Here is a 16,660-nt window from a genome sequence, read left to right as displayed (position 1 = left end):
TGCAAAAATGAAACGCATCATGCACTGTCATGGTGCGTTTTTTTTCGCCATCACGTCGCCACGCCTCATCCTTCCTCCTTTTTCAATTCTGGCACATCCCTTGCAATACCTAATCAGTTCGCGAGCCATTACCGAATTCTGACTGGAGGGATATATGAAGCTGGTTACCGTGGTCATCAAACCATTCAAGCTCGAAGACGTGCGTGAAGCACTCTCTTCAATGGGTATTCAGGGACTGACCGTCACCGAGGTGAAAGGCTTTGGGCGACAGAAGGGTCATGCGGAGCTGTACCGGGGCGCCGAATACAGCGTCAACTTCCTGCCAAAAGTGAAGATTGACGTGGCAATCGCCGACGATCAGCTGGATGAGGTTATCGACGTGATTAGTAAAGCAGCCTACACCGGCAAAATTGGCGACGGCAAAATTTTCGTTGCTGAGCTGCAGCGCGTTATTCGCATTCGTACCGGCGAAGCTGACGAAGCGGCACTGTAAAACATCAGGCACACAGTGATAGGGATCGAGAAAATGAACACAACAACACTCAAAGCAGGTCTGGGGTCTCTGGCACTGCTGCCGGGGCTGGCAATGGCTGCACCGGCGGTGGCAGACAAAGCCGATAACGCCTTTATGATGATTTGCACCGCGCTGGTGCTGTTTATGACCATTCCGGGGATTGCGCTGTTTTACGGCGGCCTGATCCGCGGTAAAAACGTTCTCTCCATGCTCACCCAGGTGACGGTCACCTTCGCGCTGGTGTGTGTTTTGTGGGTGGTCTACGGCTACTCGCTGGCCTTCGGGGAGAGCAACGCCTTCTTCGGCAGCTTTAACTGGGCGATGCTGAAGAATATCGAGCTGACCGCGGTTATGGGCAGTTTCTATCAATACATCCACGTCGCGTTCCAGGGCTCGTTCGCCTGTATCACCGTTGGGCTGATTGTCGGGGCGCTGGCGGAACGTATTCGCTTCTCCGCGGTGCTGATCTTCGTGGTGGTATGGCTGACGCTCTCCTATGTGCCGGTGGCGCATATGGTCTGGGGTGGCGGTCTGCTGGCCTCCCATGGCGCGCTGGACTTTGCCGGCGGCACCGTGGTGCACATCAACGCCGCAGTGGCGGGCCTGGTGGGTGCATACCTGATCGGCAAACGCGTCGGTTTTGGCAAAGAAGCCTTCAAGCCGCACAACCTGCCGATGGTCTTTACCGGCACCGCGATCCTCTACTTCGGCTGGTTTGGCTTTAACGCCGGTTCTGCCAGTGCAGCAAACGAAATCGCGGCGCTGGCCTTCGTGAACACCGTTGTGGCCACGGCGGGCGCAATCCTCTCGTGGATCTTTGGCGAGTGGGCAGTACGCGGTAAACCTTCCCTGTTGGGTGCCTGTTCCGGAGCCATTGCCGGTCTGGTTGGTATCACCCCGGCCTGTGGTTTTGTCGGTGTTGGCGGCGCGCTGATCATCGGTATCGTGGCGGGTCTGGCGGGTCTGTGGGGCGTCACTGCGCTGAAACGTGTTCTGCGTGTGGACGATCCTTGTGATGTGTTTGGCGTGCACGGCGTGTGCGGCATCGTTGGCTGCCTTATGACTGGCTTCTTCGCCTCTACCTCACTGGGCGGTGTCGGCTACGCAGAAGGCGTGACCATGGGTCATCAGGTACTGGTGCAGCTGGAAAGTATCGGCCTCACGGTAGTCTGGTCGGGTGTAGTGGCCTTTATCGGCTACAAACTGGCAGATATGACGGTGGGTCTGCGCGTACCGGAAGAGCAGGAGCGCGAAGGTCTGGACGTCAACAGCCACGGCGAGAATGCGTATAACGCCTGATAAACAGCAAAACGGCAACCTCGGTTGCCGTTTTTAGTGTTTGTTCCCTCTCCCCGTGGGAGAGGGTCAGGGTGAGGGCATCAGGCCGCACATACCATTATCCCCGGTTGCGCATCACCCCTTCCTGCACCGTAGACGCCACCAGCACCCCATCCTGGGTATAGAACTCACCGCGAACAAACCCGCGCGCGCTTGACGCCGAGGTGCTCTCCACGCTGTACAGCAGCCAGTCGTTCATATCGAACGGACGGTGGAACCACATCGAATGATCGATAGTGGCAACCTGCATCCCTTTCTCAAGGAAGCCCACGCCGTGCGGCTGCAGGGCAACCGGCAGGAAGTTGAAATCGGACGCGTAACCCAGCAGATACTGATGGACGCGGAAATCTTCCGGCACTGTGCCATTGGCGCGGATCCAGACCTGACGCGCCGGTTCGGCGGTATGGCCCTTCATCGGGTTATGGAACTCAACCGGGCGGATCTCCAGCGGCTTGTCGCAGAGAAACTTCTCTTTAACCTGCGGGGGCAGCAGATGCGCCAGCGCACGGGCAATGTCCGTTTCAGACTTTAATTCGTCCGGCGCCGGGGCTGGGGGCATTGTTTTCTGATGCTCATAGCCCGGCTCCGGGGCCTGGAACGACGCGGTCATATAGAAGATCGGCTTGCCGTTCTGCACTGCCGCCACGCGGCGGGCGCTGAAGCTGTTGCCGTCGCGCAGGACTTCTACGTCATAAACGATCGGTTTCTGGCTGTCGCCAGGGCGCAAAAAGTAGCTGTGAAAGGAGTGCACAAAGCGTTCTGCAGGTACTGTCTCTTTAGCTGCGTAGAGGGCCTGCCCTACAACCTGACCGCCGAATACCTGGCGCAAGCCCAGATCTTCGCTTTGTCCCCGAAAGAGTCCTTCTTCAATTTTTTCCAGGTTTAATAATGTCAGCAGATTGCCTAGTGCCTGACTCATAGTCGTCCTCAATTAAAACGCCGTGGCGAAAGATAGGCAGAGTATAACGCAGAATTGGAAGTGGTCCGATGGGTGCAATAATCTGAATAACAGGGAGATTCCAGGCATAAATAATTGATGTGTGCCACACTTACTTCCGTTAACCTGGTATTAACCACTCATCTGGCGGTATCGATCCCGCTGGTGCATTGATGATAAGGAGAACTCAATGAAACTCGTGCACGTGTTAAGTGGTTTAGCGGTAGCGGTTGCTCTTTCTGCCTGCGCGGATAAAAGTGCAGACATCCAGACGCCAGCGCCAAACCCAAATACTGCTGGCGTGGCGACGCAGCCAACTATTCAGCAGCCTAATGTTTCCGGGACCATTTGGATCCGTCAGAAAGTGGCTCTGCCGCCAGATGCGGTATTAACCGTCACCCTGTCTGATGCTTCGCTGGCGGATTCGCCATCTAAAGTGTTAGCACAGCGGGCGACCCGTACTGAAGGTAAACAGGCCCCGTTCAAGTTTGAACTGCCGTTTAACCCGGCGGATGTGCAGCCTAACGCGCGGATCCTGCTGAGTGCCGCGATCACCATTAACGATAAAGTTGTGCTGATGACTGACATCGTGAAACCGGTAATCAATCAGGGTGGTACTAAAGCCGATCTGGTCCTGGTACCTGTGCAGCAGACCTCGCTGCCGTTGCAGCCTGGTGGCGGTGCGCCAACTACCGTACCTTCCACCTCGCCAACTCAGGTGAGCCCGTCTACGGCCACCCCGGCGCCTACCCAGCTTTAATCTCTCCAGCCCCTCTCGCCTGAGAGGGGCTTTTTAATACCGCCAGCGGTACGCCTGCAAATCAATCTGCCCACTGCCTGATACCTGTATCCCTTCGCTGAGCAGCGCCTGACGCTGACGCTGTAAATCGGGGCCGGTTAAGGAGATCGCGCCGTGGCGGTTCACCACCCGATGCCAGGGCAGGGTGCTTCCTTCCGGTAACCGCTTAAGCACACCACCTACCTGCCGTGCTGCGCGCGGAGAACCCGCCAGTCGTGCCACTTCGCCATAGGTGGTGACGGTACCTTCTGGAATCGAGGCTACTATCTGCCAGACCCGCTGGGGAAAAGAGTCGTGTTCGTCCATTTTTGTGCTCCTGTGTTGAGAGCATGATAGAGATTACCCGGTAAGACAGGAAGAAAACGTGCATTCTGTAAACGCTTTGCGCAATAAAACATCACCCGGACGCGGTTAACTTGCAATTGCTATCTGGTACAGTGATAATGCGCCAGCGCGTTGGTTAACAACGCTCTCAATGGGGGCTCTGTTGGTTCTCCCGCAACGCTACTCTGTTCACCAGGTCAGGTCCGGAAGGAAGCAGCCAGGGCAGACGACGTGTGTGCCGGGATGTAGCTGGCAGGGCCCCCACCCATTTCTGCCTTCGGCAAAACTTCTCGTATCCACTCCGCATTCAGCCTTCTCAGGCCATCAGCCCGATGTCGACGCTTTACCCTTAACAACAGTAAGTACATTATATATTTCTCAGCCAGCCTGTTTATTTTCTTAATTGTCATCATACTGAAATGTGGTTGTCATTATTTTGTCATAAATGGCGTGCAGGGTAAGTGTGACATTTTTATGATATATAAGCAGGCAATATATATCTGGATAATAATGATAACTTCGTGTATTAATTTAATAAATTGATGTCAAGGATGTAGCCACCATGACCACTGCCGTGCTGAATGTAAAAATTGACGAAGCGCTGAAAGAGAAGCTTCGTCATTACGCAGAAGTGAATAATGAGAATCTTAGCGTTACCACAGAGAAACTGCTGCAAATGGCCTTTGCTGTAGCAGACGAGGCGGGAGTAACGGAAGAGGATATCGACAATCAACATACGGAAGAAGAGAGCGTAGCACCTTTTACTCCTAAAGAAATCAAAGCATTAAGAAAAATTCTGAAGAAGAAAAAATGAAACAACATCAGCAATCAACCGCCAGCAGCTACTTGGAAGCCTGCACGCTTCTGCGCTCTGGCTATGTCAAACATGTCCGTCTGGGCTGGGATGTTGGCAGTGATGAGTTCTTTCGAATTGCGTCTGACTGGTGTGATACCGGCGCGAAAATAAAGAAAGAAGGCGATAGTTTTGTTATTTCCCTGAAAGGTTTTCCTATCCCTGCTCAGCACTGACTTCCTCCCTGCTGAAAATGTCTGACTGTAACGATTACAGTCAGACATTTTTAAATCATCTCGTCTGCGTGGTTATTTGTGCGCTCGCTCACTTTTTCCGGTAATAACTATTGCTGTTGCAGACGTTATACAAGGGGGCGTTTGAATGATTGCCCGCTTTTATTCAGCGCCAGCCACAGCGGCTTGATCCGCATCAGCGCACTTTCCAGCTCCGCTGGCTCCAGCGAAAAGGGCATCCGTAGATAACGGTCAAAGGCACCAGAAAGGCCAAAGCGCGTCCCGGTTCCCAGATGAATACCAGCCGCTTCGGCGCGGGTGGCCAGCTGGGTTGCCAGCATATCCGGCAGCTCCACCCAGTAGGAGAGCCCACCCTCCGGCATCTGGAAACGCCACTCCGGGAAGTGTTCCCGCAGTAACACCCCACAGCGATCCCGTCGCTCGCGCAGCATCTGCCGCCGGGCGGGTAAAAATGCGTCGCCATTTTCAATCAACCACAGGGTGGCCAGCTGCTCCAGCAGCGGCGAGCCGAGATCGAGCGTATCGCGGGTTTGTGCCAGCGTCGCGATGGTGCGCGCCGGAGCACGAACCCAGCCCAGACGCAGGCCTCCCCAGAAACTTTTTCCCGCCGAGCCGAGAGTAATGACATTCCCGTTCGGGCAGAAAGAGGCCAGCGGCGGCGGCGGGGGGGCATCGAACCAGAGATCAACCATGGTTTCATCCACCACCAGCGTGGTACGGGCCCGGGCGGCAATGGCGGCGATAGCCTCCCGGCTGCCCGCGTCCATGCAGCGGCCGGTGGGATTGTGAAAGTCGGGCATCAGGTACGCCAGGCGCGGCGCGGTCTGGGCGAGGGTGGCGGCAAAGCCGTCAATATCCCACCCGGTCTCCGGCAGCGATACGCCAACCGGCCGGCAGGAAGCCCCCTGAATGGCGGCGATAGCCAGCGGGTAGGTGGGGTGATCCACCACCACTCGATCGCCGGGTCCGGTGAACATCCGCAGCACCAGCGCCAGCCCGCTGACCGCACCGTTAACCACCATCACCTCTTCCGCCCGGGTAGGTAGACCCCGGGCCGTATAGCGCGCGGCGATGGCCTCGCGTAGCGCCAGCAACCCCAGCTGATCGTAGCCGGTTTGCGTCAGATGCGGCGTCATGGCGGTCAGGGCGTGGGTATAGGCCTGATGGATCTCTGGCCCGGCACCCAGGGCGGCGGTAGAGAGATCCAACGCCGCACTGGCGTTGGCGCGGGTGGGGGGCGTGCGGCTGTCGGGCAGGATCACGCGCGACCCGCTGCCATGGCGGCTTTCGAGGTAGCCTTCATCACGCAGATGCGCAAGGGCGCTGCTGACGGTGGTACGGCTCACCTCCAGGGTTAAGGCCAGTTCGCGCTCGCCCGGCAGGCGCGTATCCAGCGCCAGCCTGCCGTCGAGGATCAGCAGGCGCAGCGCATCGGCAAGCTGACGCCACAGCGGGGTACGGGAGGCCTCCTGCTGCCAGTGGCCCAACAGGCGAACTAATGACTGACTTCCAAATCGACGCGATGACATAAGCAGTCCACTTTTTCAAAACTGGACATTAATCATAGTGCCATTTCAGGTAATGATGAAAGCATAGCTAACCGGAGAAAGATCATGTTACGTCGATTACTTCAGCTTTACGTCGGATTAAGCCTGTATGGGCTGTCAACGGCGATGTTTATACGATCGGATTTGGGCGCCGATCCGTGGAATGTCTTCCATATTGGAGTGGCAAAACTGCTGGAAATGGATATTGGCACCGTCATCATCCTCACCGGCGTGCTGGTGCTGCTGCTGTGGATCCCGCTGCGACTGCGCCCGGGTCTTGGCACCATCAGTAACGTAATTGTCATTGGCCTGGCTGCCGATGTCGCGCTGACGTTTATCCCGGCTATCGACTCCCTGGTGGCACGCAGCCTGTTGCTGATCAGCGCGGTGATCGTCAATGCGCTGGCGACCGGGATGTACATCGGGGCCGGGTTTGGCGCCGGGCCGCGCGATGGCCTGATGACCGGGATCAATGCTCGTACCGGCTGGTCAGTTCGCAGCGTGCGTACGGCGATTGAGGTTTCAGTCCTGCTGTTGGGCTGGGTGCTGGGAGGCACATTTGGCGTGGGGACCGTATTGTATGCCTTAAGCATCGGCCCGCTGATCCAGATCTGTCTGCCGTGGTTTCGTCAGAAGCCGCGTACGTTAGTTCCACAGCCTGAGCGCGTTGTCTGATATTGCGACCGCGTCTTTTCGGATCTCAGCAGAATAATAGAGCGCCGCTGTAATAATAATATTGAAAACTCAGCCAGCCCGGAACATTAAAAATGTCCGGGCTTTTTCTGTTTTTTTAGGTTGAAACTAAAAACAGATTGGCAGCGATTTCATCATTCATAAATTCACATAATTTATACGACAACTCATTATTAGTTGTAAAAAGTTTTTAGTTCATCACTTCAATTGAAAACAGTGTACACGAATTTACGATAGTCGAGCTTGCGAAAGACCACACAGCATCTATGGTTATAATTCATTGCTTAAGGAGAGCATTAAAGCAGTCAGGTTTAAGACGGCGAGTTCCTGAAAAATAAAAGCAATGAAGCGCCATGAGTGCTTAATAAACTATTGATGACGGTAAATTTAAATTTTGTGATAAAAGCCTGTGGATTTATTTAATTGCAGGGGAAGGTTTCACAATACTATATGGATAAAGTAGATGCGTTACGTTGATTTTCGTAAAAAACCTCTCGCGGCGATGATATCTTGCTCACTCTTACCCTTTTCGGTTTTTGCAACTGAGATGGAAATTTCCGATGAGGAAAGATTCTCGGCAATTTGGTCTTTCAATCAGTCGGTTACTGCCCCGGCGTCAACAATTAAAATCAATGATGGCGACATCAAAGTGAATGGTAGTGTAACGGTTGACAGCCGTGATATCTCCTCCACCTTAGCCAGATATATTGTTTATACCCAGGGGGCTACTATCGATCTCGGTGAGGGCTCTACCGTTAATTCCTTTAATAGTGCGAATATCCTTACTGTAGAAGGCGGCGGCGCAATAACTGCACGTGATATAGATATTATCGGGAGTGACGAAAACTACGGCAGCGCTATGGCAAAAATGTATGGCATTAATACTATTGCCCCAGCCGATAATGTTACAGGCTCCTTTATTGACTTTTCCGGGCTCACCCGGCTCACGCTTAATAACTTTTCCGGTAATGCGGTAGGAGTATTAGCCGCATGCAGTACGGGCACATCCTGTAATACTGAACAGGATGTCAACGTGCGACTGGGTGATCTCGGACTTAATGTTGTGACAAGTGGAGATGCGACCGGCATTCAGGCGGTAGGACAGAATATTGCTTTTAATAAGTCATCCATTGTCATCAATAGCGAAAGCACTAATGCCGCCATTAACGGGATGGTCGCAGATAATGGCATCATAAGCGCGAGCGATTATACCGATCTTACCGTATCGGGTAATGGCACATTAACCGCAGTTTCTGCCAGCGGTGAGCGGGCAAATATCGCTTTACAGGGCGGAACCGCCGTAACGTTATACCGCTATGAGGGGGGCGAAAAGGGTGTGACGGGTGTTGTTGCCAGCGACGGAGCCCTCGTGCAGTTGAGCGACAGCTGGATAACGATGTACAGCGATGCCTCTGTTAACGATACGGACCGTTTTCTGATGTCGCAAAATAACGTGGCGGATGTCACTTCCCGCATTGTGGTTGACGGTGCCTTTACGGCGGCCATCGACAACACGTCTGAAACACCCTCTTCTGCAATCTATATCGGCGCCCAGGGCAACAGCACCATTGATTTGAACGGCAGCGTGAAGCTGGGAGATTTGCGTAATGCAGATATCGCGACCACGTTCCTTGCCAGGGACGGCGGTCGCATAACGATGCAGGATCAAACCTTAACCGCCTGGGGAAATATCATCGCCGATAACGGCGCTATAGATTTACGCACCGAAGATAACTCATATCTGTACAGTACGGTATCTACCCTTAATGACGGCAGCGTCAATCTTGCACTGAACGGGGCGAACAGCCTTTGGGATATGACCGGCAGTTCGACCCTCTCCAGCCTGGCACTTAACGATGGTCAAATTAACTTTTTGAACACCTCCTCATCACAGTTTAAAACCCTGACGATAGACGGTAACTACAGTGGTAATGGCGGCACGCTGGTGATGAACGTCACCCTTAACAGCGATAATGACTCACCGGGAGACCGGATGATTGTTAACGGCGATACCAGCGGTAAAACCAGCGTGAAGTTCAATAACATTTATGGCCACGGTGACCACACAGATAAGGGCATCGAATTGATTTCGGTGGGTGGTACGTCAAGCGGACAGTTCGCTCTGGATCGTCGCGTTGGGATTGGCCTTTACGACTACGCCCTGGTTCAGAAGGGCAATAACTGGTATCTGAGTAACAGCGTAAATGATATCGCAGCCGAAGAAGCCGAGCCGCCTGCCTCCGGGACGGAGACAGAGGTAAACGAATCTGGTTCTGGTGATACCCCGGCAACACCGGTGACGCCGCCGGCAGAAGCCGTAGACGGAGGTGAAGAGGGGGCAGCCGTACCTGGCGATGAATCCATTAACACGGGCAATAATGATACGCCCGATCAACCCGCTGATGTGCCTGCCGAAGAGGAGGCCGGAAACAGTATCGGGAGTGCCGGAAGCTACGATTACACAAAAGTCTATCGCCCTGAGAGCGGTAGCTATATCGCCAACATCGCTGCGGCTAACACGCTCTTTATGACGCGTCTTCACGACCGTCAGGGCGAGCAAACCTGGGTTGATCCCGTCACTGGCGATCGCCACGACACCACAATGTGGATGCGTAATAACGCCTCGCACACGCGTTTCGAGGAGGGGGGCGGACAGCTTATCAGCCGCAGCAATAACTATACTCTGCTGCTTGGAGGAGACGTCGCGCGCTGGAGCACTACGGGGCAGGACAGTATGCGACTGGGCCTGATGACAGGCTACAGCAGCAGCAACAGCAAGTCGCGGTCACAGGTTACCGGCTACACCTCACGGGGTAAAGTCAATGGCTATAGCGCTGGGCTCTACGCGACCTGGTTTGCCGATGAGGCCACGCGCACCGGGGCCTGGTTAGATGGTTGGATGCTTTATAACTGGTTCGACAATGAAGTCTCCGGCCACGAAATGCGTACTGAAAAATACCATTCCCGCGGCGTTACCGCCTCGCTGGAAGCGGGTTATTCACTGCCGGTTGGTCGATCAGAAAACTTTAGCTACTGGCTGGAGCCTCGAGGGCAGGCCGTGTTGATGAACGTCAAAGCCGACGATGTTAAGGAAGAACAGGGTACTCGTGTCAGCAGTACTGGGGACGGGAATGTGATGACTCAACTGGGGATTCGCGCCTGGATGGAGGCCAATCCTGAAAAAGGGATGTCGAACAAGGTTAAGCCGTACGTTGAAACCAACTGGATACATAATACCCGCGCGTTTGGCGTCAGGATGAACGGCGAACAGAATGCCATGATGGGGAGCGAAAATCTTCTTGAAGCGCGCCTGGGTGTTGAAGGTCAGATGAACGATCGGCTGTCCCTGTGGGTTGATGCCGGCCATCAGGTCGGACATAACAAGTACAGTGAAAGTCGGGGTTCACTGGGAATCAAATACCATTTTTAATTTGGAAGAAAAATTATCCCAACGGCATCATGGTTTCCATGGTGCCGTTTAATTTCATCAAGGCGTTTCGTAAGGTTAATGTAATAAAAAGTGTAGGTGCGCCTTCGCTTTTATATTTAAATTTATAACATCCAATACTTTTGATTTTACAGTTTCACAAAGGGTATTAACCTCTTGTTAAATAAATGCCGCTAACAATAACCCTTCCTTAATTATAACTTGATCCTGTTCTGAACGATTGATAGCATTTTTAGCTAACCAGAAGAATATCTGTCATTTTATGCATACACCGCAATGATTTTAATGGATTTTTTATTTGTGGAGCCCAGGAGTTTCACTGTTGCCTGTCCCGTTTCTGACTCATTTTTCATTTAAGGTGTAAGTATGACTATTCATTTAGTACAGGATTCAGCATTATCCCGAACGCGATGGACCCTGAAAGATACAGTCTGGATGCTGGGAATATACGGTGCCACGGTGGGCGCGGGGACGTTATTCCTGCCGGTGGAAATCGGTACGCGCGGACCTCTGGTGTTATTTATGCTTCTGGTGCTGGCGTTTCCGCTTTCTATGGTGCCGCACGTTCTTATCTGTCGTGTCTTTATGCGTGACCATACTACGGCGGATAAATCTTTGCCGATGTTTGGTACTTTTTTTGGTGCCAGAGGACAGCAGGCGATTCGGGCCTATTTCTGCCTGGCGCATTTTCCCGTCACCCTGGTGTATGCAATCTCACTTGTTAATGCTCTCGACAATCTGTTCACCGTCCATTTTCACTTCGCACAGGTGAATCGTGCCTTGCTGACGTTTATCGTGCTGACGTGCCTGTTCCTGGTGCTGAGCAAAGGCCGGGAAAAAGTGGTCAATATACTGAGCGCGCTCGCACTGCCATTCGCCCTGACCATCGTGGCTATTGCGGCCATTCAGATACCCGGCTGGCATCTCACAAACATCACGGATGCGCTCAAAGCCACAAATAATGCTCCGGCGGGTGAAACGATAAAAAATCTTTGGCTCACTCTGCCCCTGATCACCTTTGCGTTTTGCTCGACGCCGATGATTTCTCCTCTGGCAGCCCACTACCGCGAGAAAGGTAATGGCGGCGAAGAAAAATCGGTCAGGGTAGTACGCCTGGCTTATGGGCTGATATTCTTCAGTATTATTTTCTTTGTATTGAGCTGCGTCTTAAGCACGCCGCAGGAAACTTTCGTCTCGGCGAAAGCGCAGAATCTCAACGTCTTATCGGTAATGGATGGGAACAGTGGATCAGGGATCGTTTTCTTTGTCGCGCCTTTAATTGCCGTTCTGGGTATGACCAAATCCTTCCTGGGTATTAGCCTCCCGGTAGCTGAAACGTTCACTGATTTGACTGCCAGCTTAACCGGAGCGGGCAAGACAAAAAGTCAGCTTATCGCGTTTGTTCCCATGTTTGCCGTATCCTTTGCTGTCGTTTATGTTAACCCCGATGTTATAAATTTGATTGAAACCGTATGCGGTCCGCTTATCGCGATCTTCCTTTTCCTGATCCCTGCGTATCTGATTTACACGCGTGATGAACTGCATAATTTGCGCGGCACGGCGACGATAACGGTCATTCTGGGCGGGCTGCTCACCGTTTCCGCACTTATCTATTCCATGTTCTGATTACGGGACCGTGCAGCGGTGGACGCTATCCCAGAGAGGAGGGTCGCGCTGCGGATGCTGTTTTACACAGTGGGTTATGACAGAATACGCGCATCAGTCACTGCAACGCGACGCGCATGAAAGCCATAACCCTTTACGATGTTGCCCGCCTGGCGGGCGTTTCCTATCAAACCGTCTCGCGGGTCATCAATGACGCGGCGCACGTGTCCGCCCGGACCCGGGAAAAAGTGCTGCAGGCGATGGCCGAGTTGCACTATGTTCCCAACCGCGGAGCCCAGCAGCTGGCCGGCAAACGTACCCGCACCCTGGGGCTGATCACTACCGATCTGGCCCTGCATGCCCCCTCGCAGATTGCCTCTGCGGTCAAGACCCGCGCAGGCGAGTGCGGAGCAAGCGTGTTGATCTCAATGGTCGAACATCCACAGCAGTGTCTGGCGGCGGTACAGGAGTTGCTGGCCCAGCGCGTGGAGGGGTTGCTGGTTAACGTGCCGCTGGAGGACGAGCAGGCCGAAAGCCTGCAGGCGCAGGCCGTTCCGGTACCAGTGCTGTTTCTTGATGTCTCGCCTGGCGCCCGGGTGCACAGCCTGGTGTTTGATGCCGAACAGGGGGCAACCCTCGGTGCGCAGCATCTGCTGGCGCTGGGGCATCAGCGGATCGCTCTGCTCGGCGGGCCGCAAAGTTCCGTTTCGGCGCGGGCCCGTCTTGCGGGATGGCTGTCGACTCTGGAGGCGGCGGGCGTTGAACCCTTTGCCCTCGCTCAGGGCGACTGGAGTGCGGCCTCGGGTTACGAGAAAGGCCATCAGCTACTGGCCGGGGCTACGCTTCCGCAGGCGATCCTTGTGGCGAACGATCAGATGGCGCTCGGCGTGATGCGCGCCTGCGCCGAAAAGGGCATTGCCGTGCCGGGCCAGCTCTCGGTGGTGGGGTTTGACGATACCACCGACAGCGCCTGGTTTACCCCGCCGCTGACCACCGTTCGCCAGGCGTTTCGTGAGGCAGGGCTGCGCAGCGTGGAGTGGCTGCTGGCGCAGCAGGGCAATGCCGGGCAGGCTCCCGCGCAAACCCGTCTCCCTGTTACCCTGGTCGAGCGACATTCCACCGCCCGGGAAGGGCTCCCGCAGGGCAGTGACGATCTGGCCCAGCAGCTAAAATCTCTGGCTATACTGGCCGAACAGCTGGCGCGACGTTAACGCTTTTGTGATCGCCATCGCTTCATCACGCTCTCCCGCTTTACCCTGTTACCCTGACAGGGCATTGTAACTAAAAATTGTGAGCGCTTCGCAAAGAGGTAATTATGTCCCATCCTGCTCCGCTGACTCTCAGCACTCTGGTTACGCGTCGTGACTGGGAAAATCCCGGTGTCACCCAATGGAATCGCCTCTCTGCCCATGCCCCGCTCAGCGGCTGGCGTGACGAGCAGTCCGCGCGGGAGGAGGGGGATTCCTCTTCCGTCCGCTCGTTAAACGGCGACTGGCAGTTCAGCTACTTTGCTGCGCCCGAGCAGGTTCCCGATAGCTGGACGCAGGAGGACTGCGCGGATGCGGTGGTAATGCCCGTTCCTTCCAACTGGCAGATGCAGGGCTTTGATACCCCGATCTACACCAACGTCACCTATCCGATCCCGGTCAATCCGCCATTTGTTCCGGCCGAAAATCCCACCGGTTGTTACTCGCTCACATTCGATATGGATGAAAGCTGGCTGGAGAGCGGGCAGACGCGGCTGGTGTTTGAGGGCGTCAACTCAGCGTTTTATCTGTGGTGCAACGGGCAGTGGGTCGGCTACTCCCAGGACAGCCGCCTGCCTGCGGAGTTTGATGTTTCCTCGTTCCTGCGCCCGGGCAGCAACCGCCTGGCGGTGATGGTGCTTCGCTGGTGCGACGGTAGCTATCTGGAAGATCAGGATATGTGGCGGATGAGCGGCATCTTCCGCGACGTCACCCTGCTGCACAAAGCTGAGACCCATATTGCCGATTATCATGTTGTCACTGAGCTGAACGCCGACTATGACCGGGCCCAGCTCCAGCTGGGGCTGACCCTCAGCGGAGCCGACTACGCGGACTGCGAGGTCAACGTCAATCTGTGGCGGGCAGGGGTGTGTATCGCCAGCGCCACCGGCACGCCGGGCTCGGCCATTGTCGACGAGCGCGGCCACTGGCAGGAGCGGGTCAATGTCTCCCTCAAGGTGGATCAACCCGCCCTGTGGAGCGCGGAAATCCCCGCCCTCTACCGGTTAACCCTCGTGCTGCGCAATGGGCAGGGCCAGGTGCTGGACGTTGAAGCTTGCGACGTCGGTTTCCGCCGGGTGGAAATCAGCAACGGGCTGCTGAAGCTCAACGGCAAACCGCTGCTGATCCGCGGGGTTAACCGCCATGAACATCACCCTGAGCACGGGCAGGTGATGGACGAAGCCACCATGCGCCGCGACATCGAGCTGATGAAGCAGCACAACTTCAACGCCGTGCGCTGCTCGCACTATCCTAACCACCCGCTCTGGTATCGCCTGTGCGATCGCTACGGGCTGTACGTGGTGGATGAGGCCAACATCGAAACCCACGGCATGGTGCCGATGAGCCGGCTGGCGGACGATCCCCGCTGGCTGCCGGCCATGAGCGAGCGCGTTACCCGCATGGTGCAACGCGATCGCAATCACCCGTCGATCATTATCTGGTCCCTGGGCAATGAGTCCGGCCACGGTGCTAACCATGATGCTCTATACCATTGGGTAAAGGCGACGGATCCCACCCGCCCGGTGCAGTATGAGGGTGGCGGAGCCAACACCGCGGCCACCGACATCGTCTGTCCGATGTATGCCCGCGTCGATCAGGATCAGCCCTTCCCGGCGGTACCGAAATGGTCCCTTAAAAAGTGGATCGGCATGCCGGATGAGACGCGTCCGCTGATCCTCTGCGAATACGCCCACGCGATGGGCAACAGTTTTGGCGGATTCGCCAAATACTGGGAGGCCTTCCGCAAGCATCCTCGCCTGCAGGGCGGTTTCGTCTGGGACTGGGTGGACCAGGCCCTGACGAAGCATGACGAACAGGGCAACCCTTTCTGGGCCTACGGCGGCGATTTTGGCGATAAACCTAATGACCGCCAGTTCTGTCTGAACGGGCTGGTCTTCCCGGACCGCACCCCGCATCCGGCCCTGTATGAGGCCCAGCGCGCCCAGCAATTCTTCAATTTTACCCTGGTCAGCCGCTCGCCGCTGGTGGTGGAGGTGCAGAGTGATTATCTCTTCCGCGAGACCGACAACGAGCAGCTGCGCTGGTCGGTGGTGCGGGAGGGTGAGGTGCTGGCCTCTGAGGTGGTGGCACTCACTATCCCGGCGCAAGGTACGCAACGACTGGAGATCGCGCTCCCGCAGTGGGCGGCGGCACCGGGCGAGCTGTGGCTGAATGTTGAGGTATTCCAGCCCGCGGCCACACCGTGGTCGGAAGAAAATCATCTTTGCGCCTGGGATCAGTGGTCGCTTCCCGCCCCGTTAACGATCGTACCGCCGAAGGCTGAAGGGGTCGCACCTCAGTTCACCCGTGAAGATGACGCGCTGGTGGTGACCCATCAGCAGCAGCGCTGGCAGTTTGATTGCGCCAGCGGCGATCTGACTCAGTGGTGGCGGGAAGGGGAGGCGACGCTGCTCGCCCCGCTGACAGACAACTTTACCCGCGCCCCGCTGGATAACGATATCGGCGTCAGCGAAGCGACCCGCATCGATCCCAATGCCTGGGTGGAGCGCTGGAAGGCGGCGGGGATGTACAGCCTTAAACCACGTCTGCTGGAGTGCACAGGCGAGCAGCTGGCACAGGCGGTGACGATCGCTACTCTACATGCCTGGGAGCATGACAATCAGGTCCTGTTCCTGAGCCGCAAATGCTGGCGCATCGACAGCCATGGCGTGCTGCATGGCGATGTTGAGGTGCAGGTGGCAAGCGACATGCCGGAGCCCGCGCGTATCGGGCTGAGCTGTCAGCTGGCGCAGGCGCCGCAGAGCGTGATCTGGCACGGGCTTGGGCCATATGAGAACTACCCGGACCGCAAGCTTGCCGCCCGACAGGGGCGCTGGGAGCTGCCGCTGGCGGCGCTGCATACCCCTTATATTTTCCCGACCGAAAACGGCCTGCGCTGCAACACCCGACAGCTGACGCTGGGGCGGCATCAGCTGGACGGCGACTTCCACTTTGGGGTGAGTCGTTACAGCCAGACGCAGCTGCGCGAGACCTCCCATCACCATCTGTTACGGGAAGAGCCCGGCTGCTGGCTGAGCCTGGATGCGTTTCATATGGGCGTCGGGGGCGATGACTCCTGGAGCCCCAGCGTGTCGCCGGAGTTTATCCTGCAGGGGAAAAAGGTGCGTTACACCTTTAGCTGGCAACAGAACTAAACTTAA

Annotated in this window: 12 protein-coding genes, 1 other RNA gene and 1 pseudogene; 11 read left to right on the top strand and 3 right to left on the bottom strand. The window is 55.7% G+C overall.

The features are described from left to right. Positions 1 to 154 precede the first annotated feature (154 nt). The gene (gene glnK, locus LG383_RS13880; RefSeq protein WP_032616849.1) at positions 155 to 493 is read left to right on the top strand and encodes a P-II family nitrogen regulator; all 339 of its coding nucleotides are present in this window, start codon (positions 155 to 157) and stop codon (positions 491 to 493) included. Positions 494 to 526: 33 nt separating this feature from the next. Continuing rightward, a complete protein-coding gene (gene amtB, locus LG383_RS13875; protein WP_225759398.1) occupies positions 527 to 1,813 on the top strand; it encodes an ammonium transporter AmtB in 1,287 nt (428 codons plus the stop codon). Positions 1,814 to 1,910: 97 nt separating this feature from the next. Here amtB and tesB read toward each other — a convergent pair whose 3' ends face one another. Next, positions 1,911 to 2,771: an acyl-CoA thioesterase II gene (gene tesB / locus LG383_RS13870; RefSeq protein WP_106992157.1), complete on the bottom strand. Its 861-nt coding sequence runs from the start codon at positions 2,769 to 2,771 to the stop codon at positions 1,911 to 1,913. 208 nt (positions 2,772 to 2,979) lie between these two features. Here tesB and LG383_RS13865 point away from each other — a divergent pair, with 208 nt between their 5' ends. Further along, positions 2,980 to 3,549: a YbaY family lipoprotein gene (locus tag LG383_RS13865; RefSeq protein WP_106992170.1), complete on the top strand. Its 570-nt coding sequence runs from the start codon at positions 2,980 to 2,982 to the stop codon at positions 3,547 to 3,549. 33 nt (positions 3,550 to 3,582) lie between these two features. Here LG383_RS13865 and LG383_RS13860 read toward each other — a convergent pair. Continuing rightward, positions 3,583 to 3,897: pseudogene (locus LG383_RS13860) on the bottom strand (MGMT family protein); the annotation flags it as partial. Positions 3,898 to 4,073: 176 nt separating this feature from the next. On the opposite strand from LG383_RS13860, the gene ffs reads away from it, so the two are divergent. From ffs to LG383_RS13845, 3 genes are all read left to right on the top strand, one after another. Then, positions 4,074 to 4,170, top strand: an RNA gene (gene ffs, locus LG383_RS13855) — signal recognition particle sRNA small type. A gap of 304 nt (positions 4,171 to 4,474) precedes the next feature. Then, complete coding sequence (locus LG383_RS13850; protein ID WP_039032396.1) at positions 4,475 to 4,726, top strand: hypothetical protein; 252 nt, start codon at positions 4,475 to 4,477, stop codon at positions 4,724 to 4,726. Continuing rightward, the gene (locus LG383_RS13845; protein ID WP_106992172.1) at positions 4,723 to 4,941 is read left to right on the top strand and encodes a hypothetical protein; all 219 of its coding nucleotides are present in this window, start codon (positions 4,723 to 4,725) and stop codon (positions 4,939 to 4,941) included. The genes LG383_RS13850 and LG383_RS13845 overlap by 4 nt, the downstream gene beginning before the upstream one ends. 125 nt (positions 4,942 to 5,066) lie before the next feature. Here LG383_RS13845 and LG383_RS13840 read toward each other — a convergent pair whose 3' ends face one another. Further along, complete coding sequence (locus LG383_RS13840; RefSeq protein ID WP_225759396.1) at positions 5,067 to 6,488, bottom strand: PLP-dependent aminotransferase family protein; 1,422 nt, start codon at positions 6,486 to 6,488, stop codon at positions 5,067 to 5,069. 84 nt (positions 6,489 to 6,572) lie between these two features. Between LG383_RS13840 and LG383_RS13835 the strand changes: the two genes are divergently transcribed. From LG383_RS13835 to LG383_RS13815, 5 genes are all read left to right on the top strand, one after another. After that, entirely contained in the window at positions 6,573 to 7,181 is a 609-nt protein-coding gene (locus LG383_RS13835) for a YitT family protein (RefSeq protein ID WP_106992174.1), read from the top strand. 481 nt (positions 7,182 to 7,662) lie between these two features. After that, the gene (locus LG383_RS13830) at positions 7,663 to 10,629 is read left to right on the top strand and encodes an autotransporter outer membrane beta-barrel domain-containing protein (protein ID WP_225759395.1); all 2,967 of its coding nucleotides are present in this window, start codon (positions 7,663 to 7,665) and stop codon (positions 10,627 to 10,629) included. Positions 10,630 to 11,013: 384 nt separating this feature from the next. After that, entirely contained in the window at positions 11,014 to 12,273 is a 1,260-nt protein-coding gene (locus LG383_RS13825) for an amino acid permease (RefSeq protein WP_370635151.1), read from the top strand. A 116-nt stretch (positions 12,274 to 12,389) separates the two neighbouring features. Next, positions 12,390 to 13,463, top strand: a complete 1,074-nt coding sequence (locus LG383_RS13820; protein WP_225759394.1) for a LacI family DNA-binding transcriptional regulator — start codon at positions 12,390 to 12,392, stop codon at positions 13,461 to 13,463. Positions 13,464 to 13,567: 104 nt separating this feature from the next. Further along, a complete protein-coding gene (locus LG383_RS13815; protein ID WP_225759393.1) occupies positions 13,568 to 16,654 on the top strand; it encodes a beta-galactosidase in 3,087 nt (1,028 codons plus the stop codon). Positions 16,655 to 16,660: the final 6 nt, after the last annotated feature.

This window comes from Leclercia sp. Marseille-Q4284, from assembly GCF_916618945.1.
Classification (GTDB): Bacteria; Pseudomonadota; Gammaproteobacteria; order Enterobacterales; family Enterobacteriaceae; genus Enterobacter; species Enterobacter tamurae.
This window is presented reverse-complemented; position numbering and strand designations above follow the sequence as displayed.